Raw genomic sequence first — 26,606 nt, 5'->3', positions numbered from 1 at the left:
GTGCGGGGGTCGGACCCGCGGCAGGCGGGGCGTCGGGGGTGGACGCGCGGCGCCGCGACCGGCGCGGCAGCGCGGCGTAGGCGACGGCCGCGATGATGATCACGCCCTGGACCGCCGGACGGATCGTCGACGGGAGGCTGAGCTGGTTGAACAGCGTGAACAGCGCCTCCAGCGTGAGCGCGCCGGCCATCGCGGCGATCACGGTGCCCCGCCCGCCGCCGAGCACGACGCCCCCGAGCACGACGGCCGTGATGGCCATGAACTCCAGGCCCTGCCCGACCTGCGCCGTCACGCCCGCGTAGCCGCCGATGAGGATCGCGGCGACGGTCGCCATGAAGCCCGAGAGGAGGAACGCACGCGTGCGCACCCACCAGACCGAGCTCCCGGCGTAGCCGGCCGCGACGTCGTTGTCGCCCGTGGCGACGAGCGTGCGGCCGAACGGCCTGCGCATGAGCAGGGCGGCGAGGATGCCGAGGACCACGACGATCAGCAGCGCGTACGGCACCTGGAACTGGCCCGGGTTGTCGGGGATGCCCCCGCGTCCCCACTGCCGGAAGCCGTCGGTCAGCGCGCCCGTGGGGGCACCGCCCGTCCAGAGCCGGATCGCGCCGTACAGCACGAGCATCATGCCGAGCGTCGTGATGAACGACGGCACCTTGAGGAGCGTCGTCACGAGGCCGTTGACGAGCCCGACCGCGAGGCCGAAGACGATCATGAGCGCCATGACGGGCCACGTCATCGAGTCCTCGCCGTCCATGAGCTTCGCCGCGATGACGACCTGGGCGCCGACCAGGGAGCCGACCGAGAGGTCGAACTCGCCCGAGACGATGACGAAGTACTGCCCGATCGCGAGGATGACCAGCGGCGCCGCCTTCTTGACGAAGGCCATGAGCGACATGGGCTCGCCGAACGACGGGTTCATCACGAGGATGACCGCGAAGACGAGCACGAGCAGCGCGAACACGGTCCAGCTCCCGCCCGCGGTGAGGCGCTCGAGCCAGCCGGCCCGCGGTGCGCGCGCCGGGATCGTCCGGCGCGTGGTGTCGGTGGTCATGCGGACGCACCTCCGGTGCGGGTCGGGCGGAAGCGGGCCCGGCTGCTCGCCGGGTCGATCTGGCGCCGGGCGTACAGCGCGACGGCGGCGATGATGATGACGCCGCGCAGCACGTCCTTGAAGAACGGGTCGACGTCGAGCACGTTGAACACCGTGTCGAGCACGGCGAGGATGAGGACGCCGCCCACGGTCCCGACGATCGAGCCGCGCCCGCCCATGAGGAGCGTGCCGCCCAGCACGACGGCGGCGATCGAGTCGAGGTCGAGCCCGTACGAGTAGACGAGCGCGTTGCCGGTCCCGAAGCGCGCGGCGATGAGGAGACCCGCGACGCCCGCGCACACGGAGCAGAGCACGTGGGCGAGGATCAGCGTCCGGTCGGTCCGGATGCCCGAGAGCCGCGCGACGTCGGTGTTCCCGCCGACGGCGAACATGTGGTAGCCGGGCCGGGTGCGCGTCAGGAGCACGACGCCCACGGCCGCGACGAGCAGCATGACGATCGTCGAGACCGGCACCGGGCCGACGCGCGTGTACCCGAACATCTGGAACGAGGCGGGCACCTCCCCCGCCGGGCCCTTGAACTGCGTGTCGAGGTAGCCCTTGATGATGAGGCCGACGCCGAGCGTCGCGATGAAGGCGTTGACGCGGAGCTTCGCGATGACGAGCCCGTTGACCAGGCCGACGACCGCCGCGACGCCCACCGCCGCGAGGACGCCGAGCCAGACGCGCGAGGGGTCGCCCGCCATGGTCGTCGCGCCGACGATCGAGCTGAGCGCCACGACGTAGCCGACCGACAGGTCGAGCGACTTGCACAGGATCGCGAACGTCTGCCCGATCGCGACGAAGCCGAGCAGGCTCGTCTGCGTGAGCATGTACGCCGTGTTCGCTGTGCTGAACAGGTTGCCGCCGCCGACGGCGACGAGGACGCCGGCGATCACGAGGATCCCGACGAGGGCGAGATAGACGATCTCCGTCGACCCCAGGCGGCGCCGGCGCGCGGGGGCGCGGCGCGCGGTGGGGGCGGCGGTCGCGACCGCGGTGCTCATCGGTCCTCCTGCGGGCCGTCGGTGGGGTGCTGGGCGGACGCCGGCGGTCCGTCGTGTGCGGTGGCGGGCCCGGCGCCGGGAAGGTCGTCCGCGTCCGCGAGGGCGCCGAGGTCGACCTGGACGTGCTCGCCCGACGTGTCCTCCCCCGCGCCGGTGGCGAGGGCCATCACGGTCTCCTCGTCGCTGCCGGCGGGAAGCTCGCCCGCGAGGCGGCCGTCGCGCATGACGAGCACGCGGTCCGCCATCGCGACGACCTCGGGGAGCTCGGAGGAGATGAACAGGACGGCGACACCGCTCGCGGTGAGCTCGCGCATGAGGTCGTAGACCGCGCGCTTGGCACCCACGTCGATGCCGCGGGTCGGCTCGTCGAGCACGATCACCTGCGGGTCGGTGACCAGCCACTTCGCGAGGACGACCTTCTGCTGGTTGCCGCCCGACAGGTACTGGACCTCGGCCTCCTGCGAGCTCGCGACGAGCTCGAGCGAGGAGAGGATGCCGGGGATGCGCCTCGCGCGCCGGTCCGCCTGCCCGGGGACGACCGCGTCGAGGACGAGCCGTGCGTTCGCGAGGATCGACTGGCCGAGCGCGAGGCCCTCCGCCTTGCGGTCCTCGGTCACGAGCGCGAGCCCGGCGCGCACGGCCTGGCGCGGCGAGCGCACGTCCACCGGCTTGCCGCCGACGAGCACGCGGCCGCGCGTGAAGCCCGCGATGCCGAAGATGCCGTGCGCGATCTCGGTGCGGCCCGAGCCCTGGAGGCCGGCGAGCGCGACGATCTCGCCCGCCCGCACCTCGAGCGACACGTCGTCGACCTGCGTGTTGCCCACGCCTTCGAGCGCCAGGCGCACCTCGCCCGGGACGGTCGAGGGGTCCTTGTCCGGGAAGTACCCGGCGAAGTCGCGGCCGACCATCGTGCGCACGAGCCGGTCGGGGTCGATGTCCGCCGTCGGCGTCGTCAGGACGTGGTTGCCGTCCTTGAGCACCGTGATGGTGTCGCAGAGGTCGAAGATCTCCTTGAGGCGGTGCGACACGTAGAGGATCGCGACCCCGCGCTCCTTCAGCCGGTGGACGAGCTCGTAGAGCAGCTCGACCTCCTGGTCGGCGAGGGCGGCCGTCGGCTCGTCCATCGAGATGATGCGCGCGTCGTAGGACACGGCCTTGACGATCTCGACGATCTGCTGCTGCGCGACGGAGAGCGAACCGACGCGCGTCCACGAGGCGAGGCCGGTGAGGCCCAGGTCGGCGAGGAGCGCCGTCGTGTCCGCGTGCATGCGGCGGCGGTCGACGAGTCCGGCGCGGCGCGGCTCGCGGCCGAGGTAGACGTTCTCCGCGACCGAGCGCTCGGGCAGGAGGTTGAACTCCTGGAAGACGGTCGAGACGCCCGCGTGCTGCGCGGCCAGCGGCGACGCGAAGGTCGTGGTCTCGCCGTCGAGCTCGACCGTGCCCGCGTCGGGTCGGTGCACGCCCGCGATGATCTTCATGAGCGTCGACTTGCCGGCGCCGTTCTCGCCGACGAGCGCGTGGACCTCGCCCGGCCGCACGTCGAGGTCGATGTCGCGCAGCACCGAGTTGCCGAAGAACTCCTTGCCGATGCCGCGCAGGCGCAGGATCGGCTCGTCGCCGCCCTCCCCCGCCGCCGGCGGCCGGGGCTCGCGCGTGGTCGTCGCGGTCATGCCGGCACCTCCACCCAGCCGCCCGAGCGCACCGACTCGCCCACGGCGGCGGCCAGCCGGGCGGCGCGCAGGCCGTCGTCGAACGTGGGCAGGCCGTCCGGGACGCTGCCGCGGATCGCCGTCGCCGTGTCGGCGACGAGCGCGTCGAAGCAGTCCTGGTAGCCCTGCGCGTGCCCGGCGGGCAGGCGCGAGTAGCGGGCGGCGGCCGGCGAGAGCGCCTCGGGGTCGCGCACGAGGAGGCGCGACACGTCGCGGCGGCCCTCCCACAGCGTCTCGGGCTGCTCCTGGTCGAACGACAGCGTCGACTCCGACCCCGAGATCTCCAGGTACAGCCGGTTCTTGCGGCCCGCCGAGACCTGGGAGATGACCGCGGTCCCGAGCGCCCCGCCGTCCGTCGCGTACTGGAGCGTGACGGCGTCCTCGGTCGCCACCTCGTGCACGACGCCGTCCGGCCCCCGGCGACGCGGGTTGACGGTGGCGGACTGCGCGACGAGCCGGGCGATGCGGTGCCCGGTGGTGAACTCGAGCAGGTCGCAGAAGTGGGAGCCGATGTCGCCGAAGGCCCGGCTCGCGCCGCCGAGCGCGGGGTCGACGCGCCAGTTGTCGTCCGACTCCCGCAGGAGCCAGTCCTGGAGGTACGAGCCGTGCACGAGCGAGATGGTGCCGACCTCGCCCCGGCGCACGCGCTCGCGCGCCTCGCGCACCATCGCGTGGAAGCGGTAGGTGAACGGCACGACCGCGACCCGCCCGTCGGCGGCGCGCGCCTCGGCGGCCAGTCCCGCGAGCTCGACCGCGCCCTCGACGTCGGTCGCGAGCGGCTTCTCGCACACCACGTGCTTGCCCGCCGCGAGCGCGGCGCGGGCGAGGGGGACGTGCAGGTGGTTGGGCGTGCACACGTGGACGACGTCGACCTCAGGGTCGGCGAGCAGCTCCTCCGCGGTGGCGACGGCGCGCTCGGCCCCGAGGCCCGGCGCCGCCGCACGGGCGATCTCGAGGTCCGCAGCGGCCACGCTCACGACCCGTCCCCCGCCGGTGCGCACGGCCCGCGCGTGGACGCCGCCCATGAAGCCCGCGCCGAGGATCCCCGCACGGTAGCCGGAGGCCGGCAGTCCGCCCTCGTCCGGGGCGCTGGCGGCGAAGGTGCTCCGGGCGGCAGGGGCCCCTGTGGTGGTCGCTCCCGGGAGGGGCGTACCCGGGTCCAGCACCGGGGTACGCACGTCCTGCGCGACGTCGTCGGCTCGCATGGATCACAACGTAGGGGTACTTATGTCGAGCGTCAAGCAAAAGCCGAACATCGATCGTCACGGTTATATAACCCAAGCCGCGAAACAAATGTGAAGGATCACACGACCGCACGCGTGGCGCCGATCGGACGAGCGGTGAAGCGGCGACCGGCACGCACCGGACGCGGGCACGCCACCGCCCCCGGCCGTCGAGGGGCCGGGGGCGGTGGCGTGTCGGACTGTTCTTCCCCACCCGCCGACCGGCGGAGCCGGCCGGCGGGAGACTGCGTGTGCTACTTGGTCGAGAACGCGGCGTCGAACGCCGCGTCCGGGGCGTCGAAGGCGTACTTCTTGACGAACTCGAGGGCCTCCGGCGCGCCGACCAGGCGGTCCATGCCGGCGTCCTCCCACTCCACGGAGATGGGTCCCTCGTAGCCGATGGTGTTGAGCATGCGGAAGGCGTCCTCCCACGGCACGTCGCCGTGGCCCGTGGAGATGAAGTCCCAGCCGCGGCGCGGGTCCGCCCACGCCAGGTGCGAGCCCATGCGCCCGTTGCGGCCGTTGTGCATCCGCTTCTTCGTGTCCTTGCAGTCCACGTGGTAGATGCGGTCCTTGAAGTCCCACAGGAAGCTCACCGGGTCGAGGTCCTGCCACACCATGTGGCTCGGGTCCCAGTTGAGGCCGAACGCCTCGCGGTGCCCGATCGCCTCGAGCGTGCGGACGGTGGTCCAGTAGTCGTACGCGATCTCGCTCGGGTGCACCTCGTGGGCGAACTTCACGCCGACCTCGTCGAAGACGTCGAGGATCGGGTTCCACCGGTCGGCGAAGTCCTGGTAGCCGGCGTCGATCGCCTCCTGCGAGACCGGCGGGAACATCGCGACGTACTTCCAGATCGCCGAGCCCGTGAAGCCCACGACCGTCTTCACGCCGAGCTTCGCGGCGAGGCGCGCGGTGTGCTTCATCTCCTCCGCGGCGCGCTGGCGCACGCCCTCGGGGTCGCCGTCGCCCCACACGACGTCCGGCAGGATGTCGCGGTGACGCTGGTCGATCGGGTCGTCGCAGACGGCCTGGCCCTTGAGGTGGTTCGAGATCGCGTAGACCTTGAGGTCGTACTTGGCGAGGAGGTCGAGCTTGCCCTGGACGTACTCGTCGTCGTCCCAGCGCCACGGGTCGAGGTGGTCTCCCCAGCAGGCGATCTCCAGGCCGTCGTAGCCCCAGCCGGACGCGAGCCGCGCCACCTCCTCGAACGGCAGGTCGGCCCACTGCCCGGTGAAGAGGGTGATCGGTCGTGCCATGGTCGTGTCTCCTTCGGTCGTTCTCGGTATCGCGCCCGGGGTCACCGGGCGGACGTGCTGGTCAGGGAGCGGGGCTTGCCGTCCGACGACTCGTCGGCGGCGGCAGCGCGCGAGCGGCGGCGGAGGACGACGTAGCCGCCGGCGAGGAGGAGCGCGGCGACCACGGCGACCGCGATCCACACGCCGGCGCCGCTCCCGGTCGACTCGTCGTCCGCGGTGCCGGACCCGTCGGTCGCGGCGTCGGAGTCTCCGGCGGCACCGTCCGCCTCGTCGCCCGACCCGTCCTGGGCACCGGCCGCGGCCTCGTCGTCCGCGTCCGGGGCCGGCTCGGGCAGGGGCACGACGTCGACCTGCGCGGACGCGGTCGCCTCGGACGGGTGCGTGATCGTGGCGGTGAGGGTCCAGTTGCCCTCGGCGAGGACGCCGGGCTCGGACGTGTACCAGCCGACGCCCTCCGACGCCGAGGAGAGGGTGAGGGGGCCGACGGTCTCGCCGGCCGCGGACTCCGCGGTCACGGAGACGTCGGCCGCCTCCTCGACCGGGTGGCCGTCGAGCTTCCAGGTCAGGTTGGCGGAGATGCCGCCCTCCCCGTCGGTACCGAGGGAGATCACGACGTCGCCGCCGTGCGCGGCCGCAGGGGCCGCGACACCCAGCAGCGCGACGACGGCGCCGAGCAACACGCCGAGCGCCGCGGAGAGAAGAGCGCGCGCCCCGACCCGGGATCGGGTGCTGGAGCTGGTGCCGCTGCGGGTGCCGCTGGGCTGCGCAGACGTTCGGGACATCGGGTCATCACCTCGTCGTGGTCCGTGTGGTGGCTCCGGGGCCGACGGCGGTCGTCGATCCCCGGGGTGCCCCGGCGCCGGGCCGGAGCGCCCGTTCCCGGGCGCCGGGGCCGGAGACCCGGAGGTCTCCGTCGTGCTCGTCGTACGGGCAGCGTACGGTCGGCCCGGCCGATGGGCCGCCCGTCCGCCGAGCGCCGGCACGCCGAGCGCGGTGCCCGGCGGGCCGGTGCTCAGGGCACCGGCCCGCCGGAACCTGTCAGGAGCAGGCCCGGGCGGCGTAGTCCGCCGTCCCGGAGAACGTCCTCCCCTCGGCGTCCGTCGCGGTCACCGTCACGCTGCCGGCGTCGATCCCCACGGCACGCGACGCGAACGACTGGTAGGCGTTCGCACCCGGCGCCACGTCCGCGAACTCCTTCGACCCGTACGGGGTCTCGAGAGTGATCGCGACCGGGACCGCGTCGTCGTTCGTCGCGCGGACCGCGACGAACGCCTTGCCGGCCATGCAGCGCGTCTCCGCGGTGATGGTCACCGCGATCGGCTCGACCTCGTCGCCGACCACCCGGAAGTAGTCGAACGACGCGGGCGCGCCCGTGGCGGCCGACGCACCGAGAGCGAAGAGCCCGACCTGGGCGTCCGCCGCGGCCGTGTTCGTCACGCTCTGGTCGAACGTCGTCCACGTCTCGCCGTCGGCGCTGTACGCACCGGTGAACGTGTCACCGGAGCGGGACAGGCGCAGGTGCCACACGTCGCCCGTGAGGCTCGACGACTGGGGCTGGGGGTTCTGCACGACCCCGGCGACCTCGCTGCGCAGCTCGATCCGGGCGTTCTTGGCCTGGCCCGCCTGGTTGTCGACCACGTAGTCGAGCTTGACGTAGTTGTCGTCGTCGCCGTAGACGATCAGACCGCCCTGCTGGTACTGACGGTCGAGCGCCGAACCGTCGACGACGGTCTCGATGGTCCACTCCTCGCCCGGCTGGTCCTGCAGCACGATGTTCGGCACAGGACGGTTGTCGGTCCCGTAGATGTCCGTCGGCGTCGTGTCGATCTGCAGCGAGCCGTCCGCCACGCGGTAGCCGGTCGGGTCCTCGCGGACGATCGACCAGCGGCACGCGTCGAGGGCGGTGCCGTCGAACTCGTCGTCCGGCCCGGGGGCGGACGCCGTGTCGTCAGGCGTGATCGAGAACCAGTCGAACGCAGCCTCGATCACCGGGGACGCGGTGTTGTTCCCCTTGAACGAGACGAGGCCGATCTTCGCGTTCTCCAGGTCGGCGATCGACTTGGTCTGCGGCATCGTCGTGAAGTCGATGCCGTCGGCCGAGTACGCCGCCTGGAGGTTCTCCCCGTTGCTGACGAACCGCACGTAGACCGTGTCGGGGTAGGCGGCGCCGAGGGCGGCCGAGTTGGACTCGTTGACCTCGTTCGGGGCTGCGTTCTCCTCACGGATGAACTGGAAGATGCGGGTCGCCGGGTCGGCCGCGGCCGAGCGTCCCTGGAGCACCATCTTCGCGTAGTTGTCCTGGTCCTCCCAGATCACCAGACCGGCCTGCTGGTACTGCTGGCGAGCCGGCAGGGTGAGCTTGGCCGTGGCCGTGAAGGGCCCGTCCGGAAGGTCCTGGAGCACCATGTTCGGCACGGTGGTGTTGTCCGTGCTGTAGAAGTCGGTCGCCGTCGTCGGGATGACGAGGTTGCCGTCCCGCACGACCAGGTTCTGGTCGCGGTTGAGCACCGACCAGCGGTTCTCGTCGAGGTCCGTGCCGAGGAAGTCGTCCGACCGGCCCGAGAAGCACATCCCCGGTCCCGTCTGCGACGCCTTCACCGTCACGGTCGTGTACTCGACCGAGTACGCGCCACGCTCGTCAGAGGCCCGCACCTGGAGCCGGTACGTGCCCGGCTGGTCGTACGTGACCTCGAACGAGTCGGTCCCGTCGACGAACCCGTCACCGAGTCCCGCGTCCCACGCGAAGGTGATCGCGTCGTCCTCGGGGTCGGAGGCGGTCGCCGTCGCGGTCACCGTGAGCGGGGCGGTGCCCGTCGTCGGGGTGACCTCGAACGAGTCGATGGTCGGGCGCTCGTTGTCCGTGACGCCGCGGCCGTCGAACTCGAGCCAGTTGACGTTGGCCTGGCCGGACGTCAGGACGAAGTAGAGCGTCCCGGTGCCCGAGGGCACGTCGGTCAGGGTGCTGGAGACGTTCTGGTAGACCTGCCAGTCCCCGGTGCCGGGCACCTGCACGGTCCCGAGCTCGGGCCCGTCGGCAGCGTTCCAGCGGATGGAGATCGTCGCGTTGCTCGGCGATGCCGCGCGCAGCGCGATCGAGTCGACCCCGTAGAGCGAGATCGGGTCGTAGGCCCACCAGTCGCCCGGCTCGATGTAGCCGATGTTCTGGCCACCGCCAGCCGTGTCGCTCGTGGTCTCGCGCTGCACGCCCGGGTCGCCCGTGCTCGTCGAGTCCGCGAGGCGCCCGGTCGACGTGAAGAACTCCGCCTGGAGCAGCTTGGGCTGGAGCACCTGGAGGTCGTTAGCCGTGAGCGGGGCACCAGCGGCGCCACCGTCGTCCGTGTACGACGCCTCGATCACCCAGAAGATGTTCGACTCGATGCCGTGGCCCTCGTCGCGCGCCGTCTGGAAGACGCCCTCGCACCCGCCGAGCACGTCCATCGGGTGCGCGTGCGAGTCGTGGCCGAGCGACGTCGAGAGCTCGACCTGGCTGCAGTCGACCTCACCGTCGGGGTCGTCGACCGCGATCTCGTACCGGACCTGGTCGCCCCACTGGAAGAACCCGCCGTTGTCGGGGAACGTGATGGAGATCGTCGGCGCGTCGTTGCCGACGACGACCGACACGTTCGCCACGCCCGTCTGGCCCTGGGCGTCCGTCGCCACGAGCTGGGCGGTGTAGCTGCCGTTCTCCGTGTACGTGTGCACCGGGTTCGCCTCGGTCGACGGCTCCGAGCCGTCGCCGAACGTCCACTGGAGGGTCAGCTCGTCTCCGGCCGGGTGGCGCGTGCCCTCCGAGGAGAACTGCACCGTGAGCGGCGCGTGGCCGCTCGTCACGTCAGCGCTCGCACGAGCGATCGGCGACGGGTTGCCCTTGACGTAGTTGACCTTGTAGACGCCGCTCGAGTCGTTGTCGCCGCCGAAGCCCGAGCCCCAGTCGACCACGTAGAGCGCGCCGTCGGGACCGAAGTCGAAGTCCATCGCCCGGTCGAAACCGGCGCTCGGGTCGAAGATCTTCGGCATGACGCGGTTGATGTCGACGATGTCGTCGCGGTTCTCACCCTCGAGCTGGATCGAGTACAGCTTGCCCTGGTTCCACTCGCCCAGGAACGCCTTGCCGTCCCAGTACTCGGGCCACTGGACGTCGGAGTCGAGCTCGGGGTCGAACTGGTACACGGGGCCGCCCATGGGCGCACCGCCGCCGCCGATCTCCGGGAAGTCCGGGTTGCCGGCGTAGTTGTACCAGATCTCGGCCTCGATGGCCGGGGGCAGCTGGGTCAGGCCCGTGTTGTTCGGGGACTGGTTGACGGGGCCGGCGTCGCAGTTGAACGCCGCGCCCGACTGGCCGGTCGCGAAGTTGTACTTGAGGTAGTCCGCGTTCGCCCCGGTGCAGTACGGCCACCCGTAGAAGCCGGGCTCGCTGACGACGTTCCACTCGACCGTGTTGCCCGGGCCGCGCGTCGGACTCGCGCTGCCGGCGTCGGGGCCGTAGTCACCCACGAGGATGTTGCCCGAGTAGGGGTCGACACCGATGCGGAACGGGTTGCGGAAGCCCATGGCGAAGATCTCGGGCCTCGTCTTCTCGGTCCCGGGGGCGAACATGTTGCCCTCGGGGATCGTGTACGTCCCGTCCGCCTCCGGGTGGATGCGCAGGACCTTGCCGCGCAGGTCGTTGGTGTTGGCCGACGAACGCTGGGCGTCGTAGTCCTGACGACCGGCGCGCTCGTCGTGCGGCGAGTAGCCGCCCGACTCGAACGGGTTGGTGTTGTCGCCCGTCGCGAGGATCAGGTTGCCGTCCTCGTCGAAGACCATGTCACCGCCGGCGTGGCAGCACGTGTTGCGCTGCGTCGTGACGGTGAGGACCTTCTTCTCCGTGGCCTGGTCGATCGTGCCCGTGGCCGGGTCGAAGTCGAACCGCGAGATCCGGTTGTGCGGGCCGTCGGAGCCGACGTTCGCCGGAGCCCAGTAGGTGTAGACCCACCCGTTCTCCGAGAAGGCCGGGTCGAGCACGAGCCCGAGCAGGCCGTCCTCGTTGGCGGTGGTCACCGGGAGGGTGGTCGCGGTGTGCGTCGTGTTGGTCGACGGGTCGATGACCTGCACGCGACCGTCACGCTCGGCGTAGAACACCGTGCCGTCGTCCGCGACGTCCAGGACCATCGGGTTGCGCGTCTCCTCGTCGAGCGCGATCTGCTCGTAGCTCGCGGACTGCGTCGCCGCGCAGTCCGACGCCACGGCGCCCGCGGCCGTCTGGATGCCGCCCAGCAGGTGCTGGAGGAAGTCCGGGTCGGCGTACGACTCGTCGGTGTGCCCGCCACCGGTGTACCAGGAGCGGCCGCCGTCGTAGACCTGGCACCACGCCGTCGGGTGCTCGGCGCCCATCGCGCCGCTGCCCGCGTTGTACGTGGTCTCGTCGAGGCTCGCGAGCACGTGCACCGTGTCGCGAGGGTTGGTGCGGAAGTTGTACCACTCGTCGAACCGCTCCCAGCGCGAGGGCAGGTGCGCCGTCGACTCGTGGACGTGGTCCTCGACCTTGACGGTCGCGGTCTGGTTCTGGGGGTGAGCGCTGAAGTACGCGCCGACCAGCCCGCCGTACCAGGGCCAGTCGTACTCGGTGTCGGACGCCGCGTGGATGCCCGCGTACCCGCCCCCGTTCTGGATGTAGCGCTCGAACGCGGCCTGCTGGTCGTCGTTGAGGACGTCACCGGTCGTGGACAGCCACACGACGGCGTCGTACTGCTCGAGATTCGCGTCCGTGAACGCGCCCGCGTCCTCGGTCGCGGTGACCTCGAAGTTGTTCTCGGTACCGAGCTGCTGGATCGCTGCGATACCCGCGGGGATCGACCCGTGGCGGAAGCCACCGGTCTTGCTGAAGACGAGCACGTCGAACGGTTCGGTGTCCGCGGCCGTGACGACGGGCGCCGCCGCGACGCCCGCGGGCACCGTTGCTGCCGTCGCCGACGTCGCCGCCGCCATGGTCAGAGGGAGAGCGACCGCTGCCGCGGCAGCCGCCGCGACCGTCCGCCTCATGGCGAGCGATCCTCCTAGCACGTTTCTCACAAGGTCTCCTCGTCGAGATGGGGAATCAGTGCTGCGCTCCGCCGGGTGCCGCCATCGGCCGGCCGCCGTCCCGGATTTTCGACCGACAATTTTGATTGCCCGTCGTACTAAATGTGCGCCAACGTTGCGCGCCCATCCTCCTTTCCTCCGAGCCGGTTCCGGCCGGCCGTGCTGCGCTGCAACGGCCGACACCGTCGGTCCGGTGTCCGGGTCGACCCTCCGCCCCCACGGGCCGACCCGGACTCGATACTACGGCTGGACCCAGCCTCCGGACGCCGCGCTCCGCTCGACCGCGTCGAGCACGCGCTGCACCACGAGGCCGTCCGCGAAGGTCGGTGCCGGGTGCGTCCCGGCCGCGATCCCCTCGACGAGGTCGACCGCCTGGTGCGTGAACGCGTGCTCGTACCCGAGCCCGTGGCCCGCGGGCCACCAGTGCGCGACGTACGCGTGCTCCGGCTCCGTGACGACGATGCGCCGGAAGCCGGCGACGGCCGCGTCGTCCGCGGCGTCGAAGAAGTGCAGGACGTTCATGTCCTCGAAGTCGAACGCGACGGAGCCCTTCGAGCCGTTGATCTCGAGCCGGATCGCGTTCTTGCGACCGTAGGCGAAGCGCGTCGCCTCGAACGTCCCGATGCCCCCGCCGGACAGCCGGGCGAGGAAGACCGCCGCGTCGTCCACCGTGACGGGGCCGCGCTCGGTGCCGCCCTGGCCGGACAGCCCGGCGAACTCCGTCGCGACCGGGCGCTCCTTCACGAAGGTCTCGAGGAGACCCGAGACGTCCGTGATGCGCTCGCCCGTGATGAACTGCGCGAGGTCGATGACGTGGGCGCCGATGTCGCCGAGGGCCCCGCTGCCGGCCTTCGACTTGTCGAGGCGCCACGACAGCGGCGCGTTCTCGTCCGCGATCCAGTCCTGGAGGTACTGCGCGCGGACGTGGCGCACGGTCCCGATGCGTCCGTCGGCGACGAGCTGGCGCGCGAGCTGGATGGCCGGGACGCGGCGGTAGGTGAAGCCCACCATCGCGACCTGACCGCGTGCGGCCGCGGCCTCGGCGACCGCGACCATCTTCTCGGCCTCGGCGACCGTGTTGGCGAGCGGCTTCTCGCACAGCACGTGCTTGCCGGCCTCGAGCGCCGCGATCGCGATCTCGGCGTGCGTGTCGCCGGGCGTGCACACGTCGACGAGGTCGACGTCGTCCCGTGCGACGAGCGCCTGCCAGCTCGTCTCGGTGGACTCCCAGCCGAGCCGCTGGGCGGCCGCGGCCAGCGCCTCCGGGTTGCGGCCGCCGAGCACCCGCATGCGCGGGTCGAGGGGGAGGTCGAAGAACCGGGGGGCGGTCCGCCAGGCCTGCGAGTGCGCTGCCCCCATGAACGAGTACCCGACCATGCCGACGCCGAGCTGCGCGCCGTCGTTTCCTGCCATGACGTTCCTTCCGTGCTTCTCACGGCGCACGCCCACGGTCCGGCCGGGGGTCACCCGGGCGGACCGTGGGCGTGGTCCGCGTGCTTCCTGCGAGGTGCGGGACCGGTCCGTCAGGACTGGAACGCCGTGGGCAGGTACTGGTCGACGTTGTCCTTGGTGACGACCGGCGCGAAGAGCTGGGTCGTGCGCGGCACGCCGGACGACGCGAGGTCGCTCATGCTCTTGTCGTGCGCGACGAGGCGCGCGAGCTTGATGCCGTCCGCGGCCTGGGTCGAGGGGTACACGACGGTCGCCTGGAGGACCGAGTCCTCGGCCTTGATGTGCTCCATGACCTGCTGGGAGCCGGCGCCGCCGACCATGAAGAACTCGTCGCGACCCGCGTTCTCGATGGCGGAGAGCACGCCGACGCCCTGGTCGTCGTCGTGGTTCCAGATGGCGTCGATCTGCGGCGCGGCCTGGAGGAGGTTGGCGGTCGCGGCCTCGCCACCCTGGACGGTGAAGTCCGCGGCGACGCGGTTGTCGACGTCCAGACCGCAGTCGCCCAGCGCGTCGGCGAAGCCCTGGCTGCGGTCCTGCGTCAGCGGCAGCGAGTCGATGCCCGCGATCTCGGCGACGACGGCGTCGGGGTTGTCCCCGAGCTGCTCGCAGATGTACTGGCCGGCGCTCACGCCCATGCCGTAGTTGTCGCCGAGGATCGTGGCGCGCGCCGCGAACGGGCTGGAGAACTCGCGGTCGACGTTGATGACGGGGATCCCGGCGTCCATCGCCTTGGTCGCGACCTCCGTGAGCGCGGCGCCGTCGAACGGCAGGAGCACGATCGCGTCCACGCCGTCGTTGATGAAGCCCTCGATCTGGCTGATCTGGACGTTGACGTCGTTCGTGCCGTCGGCGACGCGGAGCTCGACGTCCTCGTACTCCGCGGCCTCGGCCTCGGCGGCGGTCGTGATGGCGCCCATCCAGCCGTGGTCGGCGGCGGGGGCCGAGAAGCCGATGACGATCGGGTCGCCGGGGGCGTCGTTGTCGGAGACGGCCTCGTTCGCGCTCCCGCCGCCGCCCCCGTCACCGGTCTCCTCGGTGGTCGGGGTGTTCGACGTGCAGGCCGCGGCGACCAGCGCGATCGAGGCGGCCGAGACCGTCGCGAGCGTGATGCGACGGCGGAGGGTGGTACGTGCGGACATGGGATCTCCTTCGATGCTGTCCTGCTGGAGGAACTCTGCGGAACTGCGGGGGTGGGTGGTGTCGTGGGTGGTACGAGGGACGACCGGGTGGCGCGACCGGCTAGGTCGTTCGTCGGGAGAGGCGCTGCTGGAGCAGGACCGCGCCGACGATGATCGCGCCCTTGGCGATCTGCTGGACCGAGCTGTCGACGTTGTTGATGATGAAGACGTTCGTGAGCGTCGTGAAGATCAGGACACCGAGGACGGTGCCGACGATCGTGCCCCGGCCACCCGCAAGGAGCGTGCCACCGACGACGACCGCAGCGATGGTGTCGAGCTCGAGGAGCAGGCCGTTGGTCGAGGAACCGGCGCTCGTGCGGGCGAGGATCATGACGCCGGCGATGCCCGCGGTGAGCCCCGAGAGCGCGTAGACGTACAGGAGGTGCCGCTTGACCTTGATGCCCGCGAGGCGTGCGGCCTCGGCGTTGCCGCCGACGGCGACCGTCCGGCGCCCGAACGTCGTGCGGTTGAACAGGAACCAGCCGAGCACGGCGACGATCGCGAAGATCCACACGATCTTCGGGACCCCGAGGAGGTTGCCCCGGAAGATGTCGTTGAACGCGTCGACGTTGACGATCTGCGTGCGCTTCTGGGCGATGAGCTCGGCGAGGCCTCGTGCGGCGACGAGCATCGCGAGCGTCGCGATGAAGGCCACGACCCGCCCGTAGGCGATGATCAGGCCGTTGAGGAGACCGGCGCCGAGGCCGACCGCGAGCGCGCAGATGACCATGACGACCCAGCCGTACGACTGGGTCGCGAGCGTCGTCGCCCACACGGAGGAGAGCCCGAGCACGGAGCCGACCGACAGGTCGATACCGCCCGTCGTGATCACGAAGGTCATCCCGATGGCCAGGACGCCGGTGACGGACCCGAGGCTGAGGATCGTCATGAGGTTGCTGACGCTCGCGAACCGCTCCCCCGCCGTCGCGAAGCCCACGACGCACAGGAGGAGCAGAGCGAGCACGAGGCCGATGTTCCGACCCGCCGCCCCGGACAGGAACCCTGCCCGGCGACGCTCGCCCGCGGCCTTCTCGACCCGCGCCGACTCGTCGGCGTCCGGCTTGTTCGTCGGCATCGATGCCGACACCTGCTGCTCGCTCACGCGACACTTCCTTCCATGACCATGTCGAGCACCTGGTGCTCGTCGATGGAGCTCGACGGCCCCTCGTGGACGACACGACCCTCGGAGACGACGAGGACGCGGTCGGCGAGGCCGAGGACTTCGGGGATCTCGCTGGACACGACGACGACGGCGGCGCCCTCGTCGGCGAGCCTGCGGATGAGGGCGTAGATCTCGGCGCGTGCCCCGACGTCGACGCCGCGCGTGGGCTCGTCGAGGAGCAGGACGCGGCAGCCGTGGACGAGCCAGCGGGCGAGCATCGCCTTCTGCTGGTTGCCGCCCGAGAGCGTGCGGATCGCGCGGTCGACGCCGGCGGGCCGCAGTTCGAGCGAGTCGGCCTGCTCCTTGGCCGCCTTACGCTCGGCACCCTCGTCGAGGAGGCCGCCGCGCGCGAAGCGGGCGAACGTCGACAGGGTGACGTTGCGGTAGACGGGCTCGTCGAGGAGCAGGCCCTGGCTCTTGCGCTCCTCGGGCGCGAGCCCGATCCCGGCGTCCACGGCGGAGGCCACGGAGCCGGCGCGGAGCCGCTTCGAGTCCACCCGGACGGTGCCCGCGGTCGCGCGCCGCGCACCGTAGACCGTCTCGATGATCTCCGAGCGGCCGGCGCCCACCAGTCCCGCCAGGCCGACGATCTCCCCGGCGCGCACCTGGAACGACACGTCCTCGAACACGCCGCGCAGGGCCAGGCCCTCGACGTCGAGCACGACGGGCGCGTCGGGGGCGAGCTCCTGGGAGTCGGGGAAGACGTACTCGACGGAGCGCCCGGTCATCAGGGTGATGAGCTTCGCCGTCGGCGTCTCGGAGACCGGGAGGTTCTGCGCGACGGTCCGGCCGTCCTTGAGCACCGTGATGCGGTCCCCGATCTCGCGGATCTCCTCGAGACGGTGCGAGATGTAGACGACCGCGACCCCAGCCTTGGTCAGCTCCTTGACCACGCGGAAGAGGTTGCCCACCTCCTCGGAGTCGAGCACCGCGGACGGCTCGTCCATGATGATGACGCGCGCGTCGTGCGAGAGCGCCCGGGCCATCGAGACGATCTGCTTGCCCGCGGCCGACAGCCGCTCGACCTCGTGGTTCGGGGAGATCTCGCTGTGGCCGAGCCGCTTGAGGATCGCCCGCGTCTGGCGCACGGCCTCGCGACGCTGGGAGAACCCGAGGGTCGAGAGCTCGTGGCCGAGGTAGACGTTCTCCGCGACGGTCAGGCCGTCGACGACGTCGAGCTCCTGGTACATGGTCGCGACGCCGTGCCGCAGCGCGGCGACGGGGTCGGAGATGGTGATGGGCTCGCCGTCGAGCAGGATCTGCCCTTCCGTCGGCTGGTGAGCACCGGCGAGCACCTTGATGAGGGTGGACTTGCCGGCGCCGTTCTGCCCGAGGAGGCAGTGGACCTCGCCGGGGAGGATCTCGAGATCGACGCCGTCGAGCGCTCGAGCCCCGGGGAAGACCTTGACGATGCCCTGCATCTGCAGGAGCGGCTGGGGAGGGTCTGCGGTGACCATGCGGTGAACCTAGCGGACCTTTTGACGACGGTCAATCATAAGATCGCGGTCTTTTGCCGCTGTTACAACTTCGTTACCAGCAAAAGTGGACGCGCGCTGAGAGGGCGAGGGAACGCTCCCACGCGACGGGCGAACCGCGATTCCTCAGGGAGGTCGACACGTGGGACGATGGCCGGCTGACGAGCCGAACCACGAGATGTCGGCCTGGCTGCGGGGGTCTGCGCGAGCGCGTGGGGCGGGTTTCGCCCGGACGGGAGGCCCGTCCTCGGGTCTCCACAACTTCCGACGACGTCCGTGTCGCCTTGGGAGGGGACAGTAGGGTACCTTTTGGCGATCGTCAAGCAAAAGCCGATGACTCGTCCGCCACGTACGGACGACCGACGAGAGGCTCCGTGATTCACTGTGCCCATGGAGGAACTGCTGAAGTTCGCGCCGCGCCCGACCGGCGCCGGCGACATGTTCCAGCTGCTCCGGGACGGTCAGCCGCGCACGCGCGCGGACCTCGCAGCGATCACGGGGCAGGCGCGATCCACCATCGCCGCCCGGATCGACCTCCTCATGTCGGCGGGTCTCATCGCCCCCGCGGGAGAGGCGAGCTCGACCGGCGGGCGACCGCCCGTGACCTTCGCCTTCAGCCCTGAGGCGCGCATCGTCCTCGCCGTCGACCTCGGCGCGACCCACGCCCGTCTGGCCGTGACCGACCTTGCGTCCAACGTGCTCGCCGAGACCGACGCCGCGCTCGCGATCGCCGACGGCCCCGACGTCGTCCTGTCCTGGGTCGCGGACACGGGCGAGAAGCTCGTCGCGACGACCGGGCGCAGCCTCGACGACCTCGTGAGCGTCGGCGTCGGCCTGCCCGGGCCTGTCGAGCACTCGACCGGCCGGCCGATCAACCCGCCGATCATGCCCGCGTGGGACGACGTCGACGTCCCGGGGATCCTCCAGAAGCGGTTCAACGCGTCGGTCCTCGTGGACAACGACGTGAACATCATGGCGCTCGGCGAGCACCGTACCGCGTGGCCCGCCGTGACGGACATGCTGTTCGTCAAGGTCGCCACCGGCATCGGGTCCGGCATCATCGCCGACGGCGAGCTTCGGCGCGGCGCGCAGGGCGCCGCGGGCGACATCGGCCACGTCGCCGTCCCGAGCGCGGCCGACGTCCCCTGCCGCTGCGGGAACGTCGGGTGCCTCGAGGCCGTCGCGAGCGGCCAGGCCGTCGCCGCCGCGCTCGCCGCCGCGGGCCTCGACGCGACGAACAGCGCCGACGTCGTCACCCTCGTCCGTGGCGGGGACCTCGCCGCGAGCCAGGCGGTCCGCCAGGCCGGACGCGACATCGGCTCGGTGCTCGCCGCGTGCGTGAGCCTCCTCAACCCGTCGCTCATCGTCATCGGCGGCATCGTCGCCGAGGCCGGCGAGCACCTCATCGCGGGCATCCGCGAGATCGTGTACCAGCGGTCGCTCCCCCTCGCGACGCAGCACCTGCGCATCGTCACGTCGCAGGCACGGGGCCAGGCCGGCGTGCTCGGTGCGAGCGCCATGGCCGTCGATCACGTACTCTCGCCCGCAGCGATCGACGCGCTCATCGCCTGAGCGCGGTCGCCGGGGGCCGCTGCCCGCGACACGCGGGCGTGACGAGTGTGACGAGGCACGAGGAGGAGTCATGACCGAGCGGGACCGTCGAGCGCTCGTGGTCCGGGGCGGTTGGCCCGGGCACGCACCCGAGGAGGCGGCGGAGCTGTTCGTCCCGTTCCTGGAGGCGTCCGGCTACGACGTGACGCTCGAGGGGTCGTTGGAGTCGTACGCCGACGAGGAGTTCATGGCGAGCCTGGACCTCGTCGTGCAGTGCTGGACGATGGGCGAGATCCTCCCCGACGAGATGCGCGGGCTGCGCACCGCGATCGCGAACGGCACCGGGTTCGCCGGCTGGCACGGCGGGATCGTGGACTCGTTCCGGCTCGCGACCGACTACCTCCAGATGGTGGGCGGGCAGTTCGCGGCCCATGCGCACGACCTCATCGACCACACGATCGAGATCGCCCCCGAGCACGCGGACCACCCCATCGTCGCGGGCATCAGCTCCATCGCGCTGCACTCCGAGCAGTACTGGGTGCTCGCCGACTCGTACAACGAGGTCCTCGCGACGACGACGATCGTCCCGCGCGACGGCGACCCGTGGCACGAGCCCGTGGTCTCCCCCGCCGTGTGGACGCGCCGCTGGGGCGCCGGCCGCATCTTCGTGTGCGCCGCGGGCCACCAGCTCGCGGACCTCGAGGTCCCGCCCGTCCGCACGATCGTGGAGCGCGGGATCCTCTGGGCGAGCCGCTGACCGACGGCGCGCCCCGCACCCCGTTCCCTACACTCGGCGCGTGACCTCGTTCCACGGCCTCCTCGCCTACCCGATCACGCCGCTCACCCCCGACGACGCACCCGACCTCGACGCGCTCGCCGCGCTCGTGCGCGGTGCCGCCCGCGCGGGGGTCGACGGCGTCGTCGTCCTCGCGTCGTCGGGAGCGGGGGTGACGTTCGCGCCGGAGGAGCGCGACGCCGTCGTGCGTGCCGCCGTCGCGGCAGGCTCCGCGGCCGGTTCGCCGCGCGTCCCCGTGCACGTCGCCGTGAGCGGCGCGTCCACGCGCGAGGTCGTCACGCGCGCCCGCGCGGCGCGGGACGCCGGGGCCGACGGGCTCGTGCTCGCGCCGTTCTCCTACCTCCCGCTCGACGAGGACGAGGTCGTGGCGGTGTTCGAGGCCCTCGCGTCGGCTGTCGACCTGCCGGTCTGCTACTACAACCGGAGCGTGCAGACGGCGTACGACGTCACGCCCGGCGCGCTCGTCCGGCTCGCGCGCACCACGACCGTCACGGCCGTCAAGGACCCGGCGTCCACGCCCGCGCGTCCGGCGGGCCGCGTCGCGGCGCTCCGGGCGGCGACCGAGGGGCTCGGCGTGAGCGTCGGGCTCAGCGGCGACGCGGCGATCGTCGGCGGTGCCGAAGCAGCGGACGCCTGGCATACGGGGCTCGCGGCGCTCGTGCCCGCCGAGTACGTGACGCTCCGGCGCGCCCGGGCCGCGGGCACCGCACCCGACGCCCAGGTCGTGGACTGGCTGCGCGCGCTCACGGACGTCCTGGCGTCGCTGCGCCCGGTGAGCGGGTTCCACGCGCTCGCGACCCTCCTCGGCGTGCCGACCGCTCCCCCGCGCGGCCCGTCGCTCCCCGTCCCGTCCGACGGCGTCGCGCGGCTGCGCGAGGTCGTGGCCCGGCGGCCGGGACGCCCGACCGCCGGATGACGGCGTCGGAGCAGATCGTCCGGACCGTCGCGGACGCGCCGTGGCTGCCGCCCGGCGGGCGCGCCGACGTGGTGCGGGCCGAGGGCGTGAGCTGCCCCGAGCCGGCGAGCCTCGTCCGGCTCCTCGTCGAGCGCGACGACGCGGTGTTCTGCGTCCCCCGGGACGGCACCGGGAAGCGGGACCTCCCGACCACGCGGGTCGAGCCCGGCGAGTCGGGGTGGGCCGCGGCCCGACGGGTGGCCGGTGACGTGCTCGGCGCCCCCGGCGACCTCACGGTCGTCGGCTACGTCCGCAACACGGTGCGCTCCGGCTCCGGCTATCCCTGGCCGACCCCGCACGCGCACTTCGTCGTCTTCCGCACCGGCACCGTCGACGTCCGGGTCCCGGGCACCTGGGTGCCTCGGGCAGCACCGGGCGACCTCGTCGAGCGCCACTGGTGGCCGCTCCTCGGGTAGCGGACCTTTGCCCGGCGCGTCGGACTGCGTGCGGCACCGCAGCGCGAGGACGTGCTCAGCCGTCCGCGCGCGGATCCTCCTCGTCGGCACCGTCGCCCGTGCGCACGCGGTCGGCCACGGCGTCCGGGCCGCCGGCGAGCAGCGCGACGAAGCCCTCCTCGTCGAGGATCGGCAGGCCGAGGTCGCGGGCCTTCGTCTCCTTCGAGCCCGCGTTCGCACCGACGACCACGAAGTCCGTCTTCTTCGAGACCGACCCCGACGACTTGCCGCCCGCGGCGATCACGGCCTCCTTGGCGCCGTCGCGGCTGAAGCCCTCGAGCGAGCCCGTGACGACGACTGTCAGGCCCGCGAGCGGGCCCGTCGGCTCCTGGCGCGCGCCGGGACCCGGGTGGTCCGGGATGTCGAACCGCACGCCCGCGGCGCGCCAGCGGTCGACGATCTCGACGTGCCAGTCGACCGTGAACCACTCGACGACCTGGTCCGCGATCACCGGGCCCACGCCCTCGACCGCGGCGAGCTCGTCGCGCGACGCCGCGCGGATCGCGTCGAGGGAGCCGAACCAGTCCGCCAGGGCGCGCGCCGCGACCGGGCCGACGTGCCGGATGTTGAGGCTCACGAGGATGCGCCACAGGTCCTTCGTCTTGGCGAGCTCGAGCTCCTCCACGAGCTTCGTCGCGTTCGTCGACGCCTCGAAGAGCGGCTCCCCCGCCTCGATCGCCTCGCGCTCCGCCGCCTTGGAGAGCTTGCGCTTCTTGCGGAACGGCCAGACGGACTTGACCGTCGCGGTCGAGCCGTCAGGCATGGTGATCTTGGCGGGCTCGCCCGTGCCGTCGTACTCGCGTGGCAGCCCCGTCTCCGAGTCGCGCACCACGACCCGGATCGGTACGAGCTGGTCCACGCTCAGGTCGAACAGCCCGGCCTCGGTCCGCAGCGGCGGCTCGGCGGGCTCGAGTGGCTGCGTGAGCGCCGCCGCCGTCACCTCGCCCAGCACCTCGACGTCCAGCCCCCCGCGCGAGCCGACGTGCTCCACGCGGCCGCGCACCTGGGCCGGGCACGACTCGGCGTTGGGGCAGCGCAGGTCGACGTCGCCCTCCTTCATCGGGCGCAGCGGCGTGCCGCACTCGGGGCAGTCCGCCGGCATGACGAAGTCCTCGCGCGGGTAGCCGTCGTCCGCGAGCGCCGCGACGGGGCCGAGGATCTCCGGGATGACGTCGCCCGCCTTGCGCAGCACGACCATGTCGCCGATGCGCACGCCCTTGGCCCGGACGACGTCCTGGTTGTGCAGGGTCGCCTGGCGCACCGTGCTCCCCGCGACCTTGACCGGCTCCATGACGGCGTACGGGGTCGCGCGGCCCGTGCGGCCCACGCCGACCTGGATCGCGAGCAGGCGCGTGTTGACCTCCTCCGGCGGGTACTTGTACGCGATGGCCCACCGGGGCGCGCGGCTCGTGGCCCCGAGCCGGCGCTGGAGCGCGAGCTCGTCGACCTTGACGACGATCCCGTCGAGCTCGTGCTCGATGTCGTGCCGGTGCTCGCCGAAGTAGGCGATGCGCTCCATGACCTCGTCGAGGCCGTGGACGACCCGGTTGTGCGGCGACACCGGGACGCCCCACTGCTCGAACAGGTCGTACGCGGCGGACTGCCGCGCGAGCTCGGCGTGCTCGCCGGCCTCCCACTGGAGCGCGCCGACGCCGTGGGCGTACATGCGCAGGTTGCGGCTCGCGGTGACGGCCGGGTCCTTCTGCCGCAGCGACCCGGCCGCGGTGTTCCGCGGGTTCGCGTACGGCGCCTGGCCCGCAGCGACGAGCTTCTCGTTGAGCGCCGCGAAGTCCGCGACGCCCATGAACACCTCGCCGCGGATCTCGATGACGTCGGGGTGGGTCGCCGGGTCGCCGCCGAGGCGCTGCGGGATGCTCTCGATCGTCCGCACGTTGGCGGACACGTCCTCGCCCGTGCGCCCGTCCCCGCGCGTGGCCGCCCGGACGAGCCGGCCCTTCTCGTAGAGCAGCGCGATGGCGAGCCCGTCGATCTTCACCTCGCAGAGGTAGTCCACCTCGGCGTCGGCGGCCACGCCGAGGTCGCGGTGCACGCGTGCCGCCCACGCCGCGAGGTCCTCCTCGCTGAACGCGTTGTCGAGCGACAGCATCGGCTCGAGGTGCTGGACCGTCGCGAAGCCCGCCGCGGCCCGGCCCCCGACGCGCTGCGTGGGCGACTCGGGCGACTGGAGAGCGGGGTGCGCGGCCTCGAGCGCCTGGAGCTCGTGCATCCGGGCGTCGTACTCGGCGTCCGAGGAGACGGGCTGGTCCTCCTCGTAGTACGCGCGCTGGTCGGCCTCGACCTGGGCGACGAGCTCGGCCCAGCGCCGCTGCGCGGCGGCCTCGTCGAGCTCGGCGGCGGACGTGGCCGTGGGGACCTCCTGGTCCGTCACGGTCGGAGGGGTCGGGGCGGACGTCGCGGGGGTGCTCTCGCTCACCCGCACATCATCGCGCGGACCGCCGACATCCGCCGCCCTCCCCGTCGGGCGCGGCCGGCGCGAGGCCGTCGCGCTCAGGGCCGACGCCGGTGCGCGAGGTGGGCGCCGAGGCGCTCGACGGCGTCCGCCAGGTCGTCGGGCTCGACCACGCGCACGGGGGCGCTGAGAGCCAGCCGTGCGACCGTCATGGCCAGCCGCCCGACGTCCTCGCCACGGATCCGGACCACCACGGCCCCCGACGCGGCGTCGACCACGTCGTGGTCCACCCACCGGAGCACCTCGGCGAGGTGGTCGGGCTCGGCGTCCAGGACGACGGTGGCGACCCGCTCGCGGGGGACCGCACCGATCGCGTCGGCGACCAACGCCACCGCGCCACCACGGGGGATCTCGCGGGGCGCGAAGCGGCCCCCGGTCGCCTGCGGACGCGCGAGCCGGTCGAACCGGAAGGTGCGCCAGTCGTCGCGGTCCCGGTCCCACGCGACGAGGTACCAGCGGCGGTCGGCGGCGACGAGCTGGTGCGGTTCGACCAGGCGCCGAGTCAGGGTGCCGTCGCCGGCGCGGTAGGGGAACCGGACGAGCTCGTGGTCGCGGCACGCGGCCGCGAGCACGCTGAGCGCCCCCGGGTCGACCAGGCCCTGGTCGGTCGGCGACGGCACGGGCCTGATGCTGGAGCGCAGCGCCGCCACCCGCCGGCGCAGTCGGTGCGGCAGCAGGCTCTCGACCTTGGCGAAGGCACGCAGCGACGTCTCCTCCATGCCGTCGACGGCGGCGACCGCCGCACACCCGAGCCCGACGGCGAGCGCGACGGCTTCGTCGTCGTCGACCACGAGCGGCGGCAGGTGCGCTCCGGACTCGAGGCGATAGCCCCCGTACCGGCCCGAGGTGGCGGCCACGGGATAGCCGAGCCCTCGGAGACGATCCACGTCGCGGCGCACCGTCCGCTCGGTCACGCCGAGTCGCCGGGCGAGCTCGGCGCACGGCCAGAACCGGTGCGTCTGGAGCAGCGAGAGCAGCCTGAGCGCGCGACCGGTGGGATTCGTCGACATGTTCCCAGCCTCCCGCGCACCGCGGACAGCCCCTGTCCGCGACGGTCTCTACGGTCGCGCCGATCGATCGCCGCACCGCGCGCATCGGCGCATCACCGGAAGGACAAGCACCGTGTCACACACCCTCGACTTTCCCGAACCGACCATGGTCGCCGTCAACGGCATCGAGCTCGAGGTCTTCGAGGCGGGGCAGGCGAACGCCGGCAGACCCGTCGTCCTCTGCCACGGCTGGCCGGAGCTGGCCTTCTCGTGGCGCCATCAGATGGCCGCGCTCGCCGACGCGGGCTACCACGTCATCGCCCCCAACCAGCGCGGCTTCGGCAGGTCGTCCCGCCCCGCCGAGGTGTCCGACTACGACGTCGTGCACCTGACCGGCGACCTCGTCGGGCTCCTGGACCACTACGGGTACGAGGACGCCACGTTCGTGGGCCACGACTGGGGCGCGAACGTGGTGTGGAGCGCTGCTGTGCTGCACCCGACCCGCGTGCACGAGGTGGTCGCGCTCAGCGTGCCGTACATGGAGCGCGGCGAGGTGCCGCCCCTCGCGTTCATCGAGGCGGTGGCCGGCAGCGACTCGTACTTCGTCCACTTCAACCGCCGGCCGGGCGTGGCGGACGCGGTGTTCGACGCGAACGCCCGCCGGTTCCTGCGCAACCTGTACCGCACGAACGAGCCCGCGGCCGAGCCGGAGCCGGGCATGTGGCTCCTCGGCCTCGCCCACGCCGAGGCTCCGCGCGGCGAGCCGGTGATGAGCGACGCCGAGCTGGAGGTGTTCGTCGACGCGTTCGAGGCGTCGGGATTCACCCCGAGCGTGAACTGGTACCGCAACCTGGACCGCAACTGGGAGCTGATGAAGGACGTCGACCCGATCGTCCGCCAACGTGCCTTGATGATCTACGGCGCCCGGGACACGGTCATGAGGGCGCCGAACCTCGAGGCGTTCGTCCCGCGCGTCGAGGTCGTGGAGCTGGACTGCGGCCACTGGATCCAGCAGGAGCTCCCGGAGGAGACCACCCGCCTCATCCTCGCCTGGCTCCAGCGACAGGAGGCCACCGTCAGGTCGTGACACCCGGCCGACGGGCGGTCACCCCCAGCCGTGGGACGCGTCGTCGTGCATGGGCGGGCACGTGCCGCCGGGCTCCGTCGCGGCCTCGAAGTGCCACAGCTCGTTCGCGTACGTGCGGCACAGGCCGAACTCCGCGCCGTGCTGCTCGAGCCACAGCGCGCCGTCCGTCGGCCCGACGTCGATCGCGAGCCCCGCGACGTGCTCGGACGACTCGGGCGGCAGGACCCAGCGGTGCGCCTCCTCGGCCGAGCCGTAGCGCTCCAGCGCCGCGTCCACGAGGTCCTGCTGCTCGGCCGCGGTGCGCCACCCGGACGTGAGGGTGAGCTCGACGCCGTCGGCGTCCGCGGCGGCGCGTGCCGCGTCGAAGCGGCGCTCGAGCTCCGGGTCGAGACCGGTCGCGGTCTGCGGGCGCAGGGTGGGCGCCGGGTCGGCGACGGCGCCGCCGGCGCGCGTCGTCACGGTGAGGTACGTGAACGCCCCCACCGCACCGAGCGCACCGACGACGAGGACGCCGACGACGGCGCGGCCGACGCGTCGGGGACCGGGACGACCCGGGACGTGGCGGGCGGGACGGGCGGGGCGCAAGGGTGTCGTGGTCATGCCTCGAGGCTCGCCCGCCGCGCCCCCTCGTCACATCGACCCGACGGCGGCACCCGGATCTCCGCCGTCCGGCGCACCGCCCTCGGTCCGG

Annotated in this window: 19 protein-coding genes; 5 read left to right on the top strand and 14 right to left on the bottom strand. The window is 72.4% G+C overall.

Annotated elements, in window-relative coordinates; all coding sequences use genetic code 11:
- The 11 genes from A0J59_RS01030 to A0J59_RS00980 form a co-directional block, all read right to left on the bottom strand.
- Positions 1–1,054: ABC transporter permease (locus A0J59_RS01030; RefSeq protein ID WP_082918630.1), on the bottom strand; the 1,054-nt coding region annotated here is incomplete at its 3' end.
- Positions 1,051–2,097, bottom strand: a complete 1,047-nt coding sequence (locus tag A0J59_RS01025; protein WP_047234093.1) for an ABC transporter permease — start codon at positions 2,095–2,097, stop codon at positions 1,051–1,053. The genes A0J59_RS01025 and A0J59_RS01030, both read right to left, overlap by 4 nt.
- The gene (locus A0J59_RS01020; RefSeq protein ID WP_082379663.1) at positions 2,094–3,767 is read right to left on the bottom strand and encodes a sugar ABC transporter ATP-binding protein; all 1,674 of its coding nucleotides are present in this window, start codon (positions 3,765–3,767) and stop codon (positions 2,094–2,096) included. The genes A0J59_RS01025 and A0J59_RS01020 overlap by 4 nt, the downstream gene beginning before the upstream one ends.
- Positions 3,764–5,011 carry a Gfo/Idh/MocA family protein gene (locus tag A0J59_RS01015; protein ID WP_082918629.1) on the bottom strand — a complete coding sequence of 416 codons (1,248 nt, stop codon included), beginning with the start codon at positions 5,009–5,011 and terminating at the stop codon, positions 3,764–3,766. Before A0J59_RS01015 ends, A0J59_RS01020 begins: the two co-directional genes overlap by 4 nt.
- Positions 5,012–5,283: 272 nt before the next feature.
- Complete coding sequence (locus A0J59_RS01010; protein ID WP_053369958.1) at positions 5,284–6,285, bottom strand: sugar phosphate isomerase/epimerase; 1,002 nt, start codon at positions 6,283–6,285, stop codon at positions 5,284–5,286.
- Positions 6,286–6,326: 41 nt separating this feature from the next.
- Entirely contained in the window at positions 6,327–7,067 is a 741-nt protein-coding gene (locus tag A0J59_RS01005; protein ID WP_144425489.1) for a hypothetical protein, read from the bottom strand.
- A gap of 256 nt (positions 7,068–7,323) precedes the next feature.
- Positions 7,324–12,306 (bottom strand): ThuA domain-containing protein, encoded by a 4,983-nt coding sequence (locus A0J59_RS01000; protein ID WP_082918628.1) that lies wholly within the window; start codon positions 12,304–12,306, stop codon positions 7,324–7,326.
- A 279-nt stretch (positions 12,307–12,585) separates the two neighbouring features.
- Positions 12,586–13,758 (bottom strand): Gfo/Idh/MocA family protein, encoded by a 1,173-nt coding sequence (locus tag A0J59_RS00995; RefSeq protein ID WP_047234097.1) that lies wholly within the window; start codon positions 13,756–13,758, stop codon positions 12,586–12,588.
- 110 nt (positions 13,759–13,868) lie between these two features.
- On the bottom strand, positions 13,869–14,936 hold the full coding sequence (locus A0J59_RS00990) for a substrate-binding domain-containing protein (protein ID WP_064314915.1): 1,068 nt from the start codon (positions 14,934–14,936) through the stop codon (positions 13,869–13,871).
- Positions 14,937–15,036: 100 nt separating this feature from the next.
- A complete protein-coding gene (locus A0J59_RS00985) occupies positions 15,037–16,077 on the bottom strand; it encodes an ABC transporter permease (protein ID WP_053369962.1) in 1,041 nt (346 codons plus the stop codon).
- Positions 16,074–17,594, bottom strand: coding sequence for a sugar ABC transporter ATP-binding protein (locus tag A0J59_RS00980; RefSeq protein ID WP_053369963.1), 1,521 nt, complete (start codon positions 17,592–17,594; stop codon positions 16,074–16,076). The genes A0J59_RS00985 and A0J59_RS00980 overlap by 4 nt, the downstream gene beginning before the upstream one ends.
- Before the next feature lie 408 nt (positions 17,595–18,002).
- Here A0J59_RS00980 and A0J59_RS00975 point away from each other — a divergent pair, with 408 nt between their 5' ends.
- From A0J59_RS00975 to A0J59_RS00960, 4 genes are all read left to right on the top strand, one after another.
- Positions 18,003–19,184, top strand: coding sequence for an ROK family protein (locus A0J59_RS00975; RefSeq protein ID WP_047234099.1), 1,182 nt, complete (start codon positions 18,003–18,005; stop codon positions 19,182–19,184).
- 70 nt (positions 19,185–19,254) lie between these two features.
- Positions 19,255–19,920, top strand: coding sequence for a ThuA domain-containing protein (locus A0J59_RS00970; protein WP_047234100.1), 666 nt, complete (start codon positions 19,255–19,257; stop codon positions 19,918–19,920).
- Between the two features lie 40 nt (positions 19,921–19,960).
- The gene (locus A0J59_RS00965; protein ID WP_064314914.1) at positions 19,961–20,875 is read left to right on the top strand and encodes a dihydrodipicolinate synthase family protein; all 915 of its coding nucleotides are present in this window, start codon (positions 19,961–19,963) and stop codon (positions 20,873–20,875) included.
- Positions 20,872–21,330, top strand: a complete 459-nt coding sequence (locus A0J59_RS00960; RefSeq protein ID WP_064314913.1) for an NUDIX hydrolase — start codon at positions 20,872–20,874, stop codon at positions 21,328–21,330. The genes A0J59_RS00965 and A0J59_RS00960 overlap by 4 nt, the downstream gene beginning before the upstream one ends.
- Before the next feature lie 55 nt (positions 21,331–21,385).
- Here the strand turns inward: A0J59_RS00960 and ligA are convergent, their stop codons facing one another.
- Both ligA and A0J59_RS00950 read right to left on the bottom strand, forming a co-directional pair.
- Positions 21,386–23,803: an NAD-dependent DNA ligase LigA gene (gene ligA / locus A0J59_RS00955; protein ID WP_369799734.1), complete on the bottom strand. Its 2,418-nt coding sequence runs from the start codon at positions 23,801–23,803 to the stop codon at positions 21,386–21,388.
- Between the two features lie 74 nt (positions 23,804–23,877).
- On the bottom strand, positions 23,878–24,849 hold the full coding sequence (locus A0J59_RS00950; RefSeq protein WP_064314912.1) for a YafY family protein: 972 nt from the start codon (positions 24,847–24,849) through the stop codon (positions 23,878–23,880).
- Positions 24,850–24,961: 112 nt separating this feature from the next.
- Between A0J59_RS00950 and A0J59_RS00945 the strand changes: the two genes are divergently transcribed.
- Positions 24,962–25,915 (top strand): alpha/beta fold hydrolase, encoded by a 954-nt coding sequence (locus tag A0J59_RS00945; RefSeq protein WP_064314911.1) that lies wholly within the window; start codon positions 24,962–24,964, stop codon positions 25,913–25,915.
- Between the two features lie 18 nt (positions 25,916–25,933).
- Here A0J59_RS00945 and A0J59_RS00940 read toward each other — a convergent pair whose 3' ends face one another.
- Positions 25,934–26,515 carry a M15 family metallopeptidase gene (locus A0J59_RS00940; RefSeq protein WP_082918626.1) on the bottom strand — a complete coding sequence of 194 codons (582 nt, stop codon included), beginning with the start codon at positions 26,513–26,515 and terminating at the stop codon, positions 25,934–25,936.
- Positions 26,516–26,606 lie beyond the last annotated feature (91 nt).

It is taken from the genome of Cellulosimicrobium sp. I38E, from assembly GCF_001647255.1.
Lineage (GTDB): Bacteria > Actinomycetota > Actinomycetes > Actinomycetales > Cellulomonadaceae > Cellulosimicrobium > Cellulosimicrobium cellulans_E.
The sequence above is the reverse complement of the archived record's forward strand: the minus strand, read 5'-3'. Positions and strand labels throughout refer to the sequence as shown.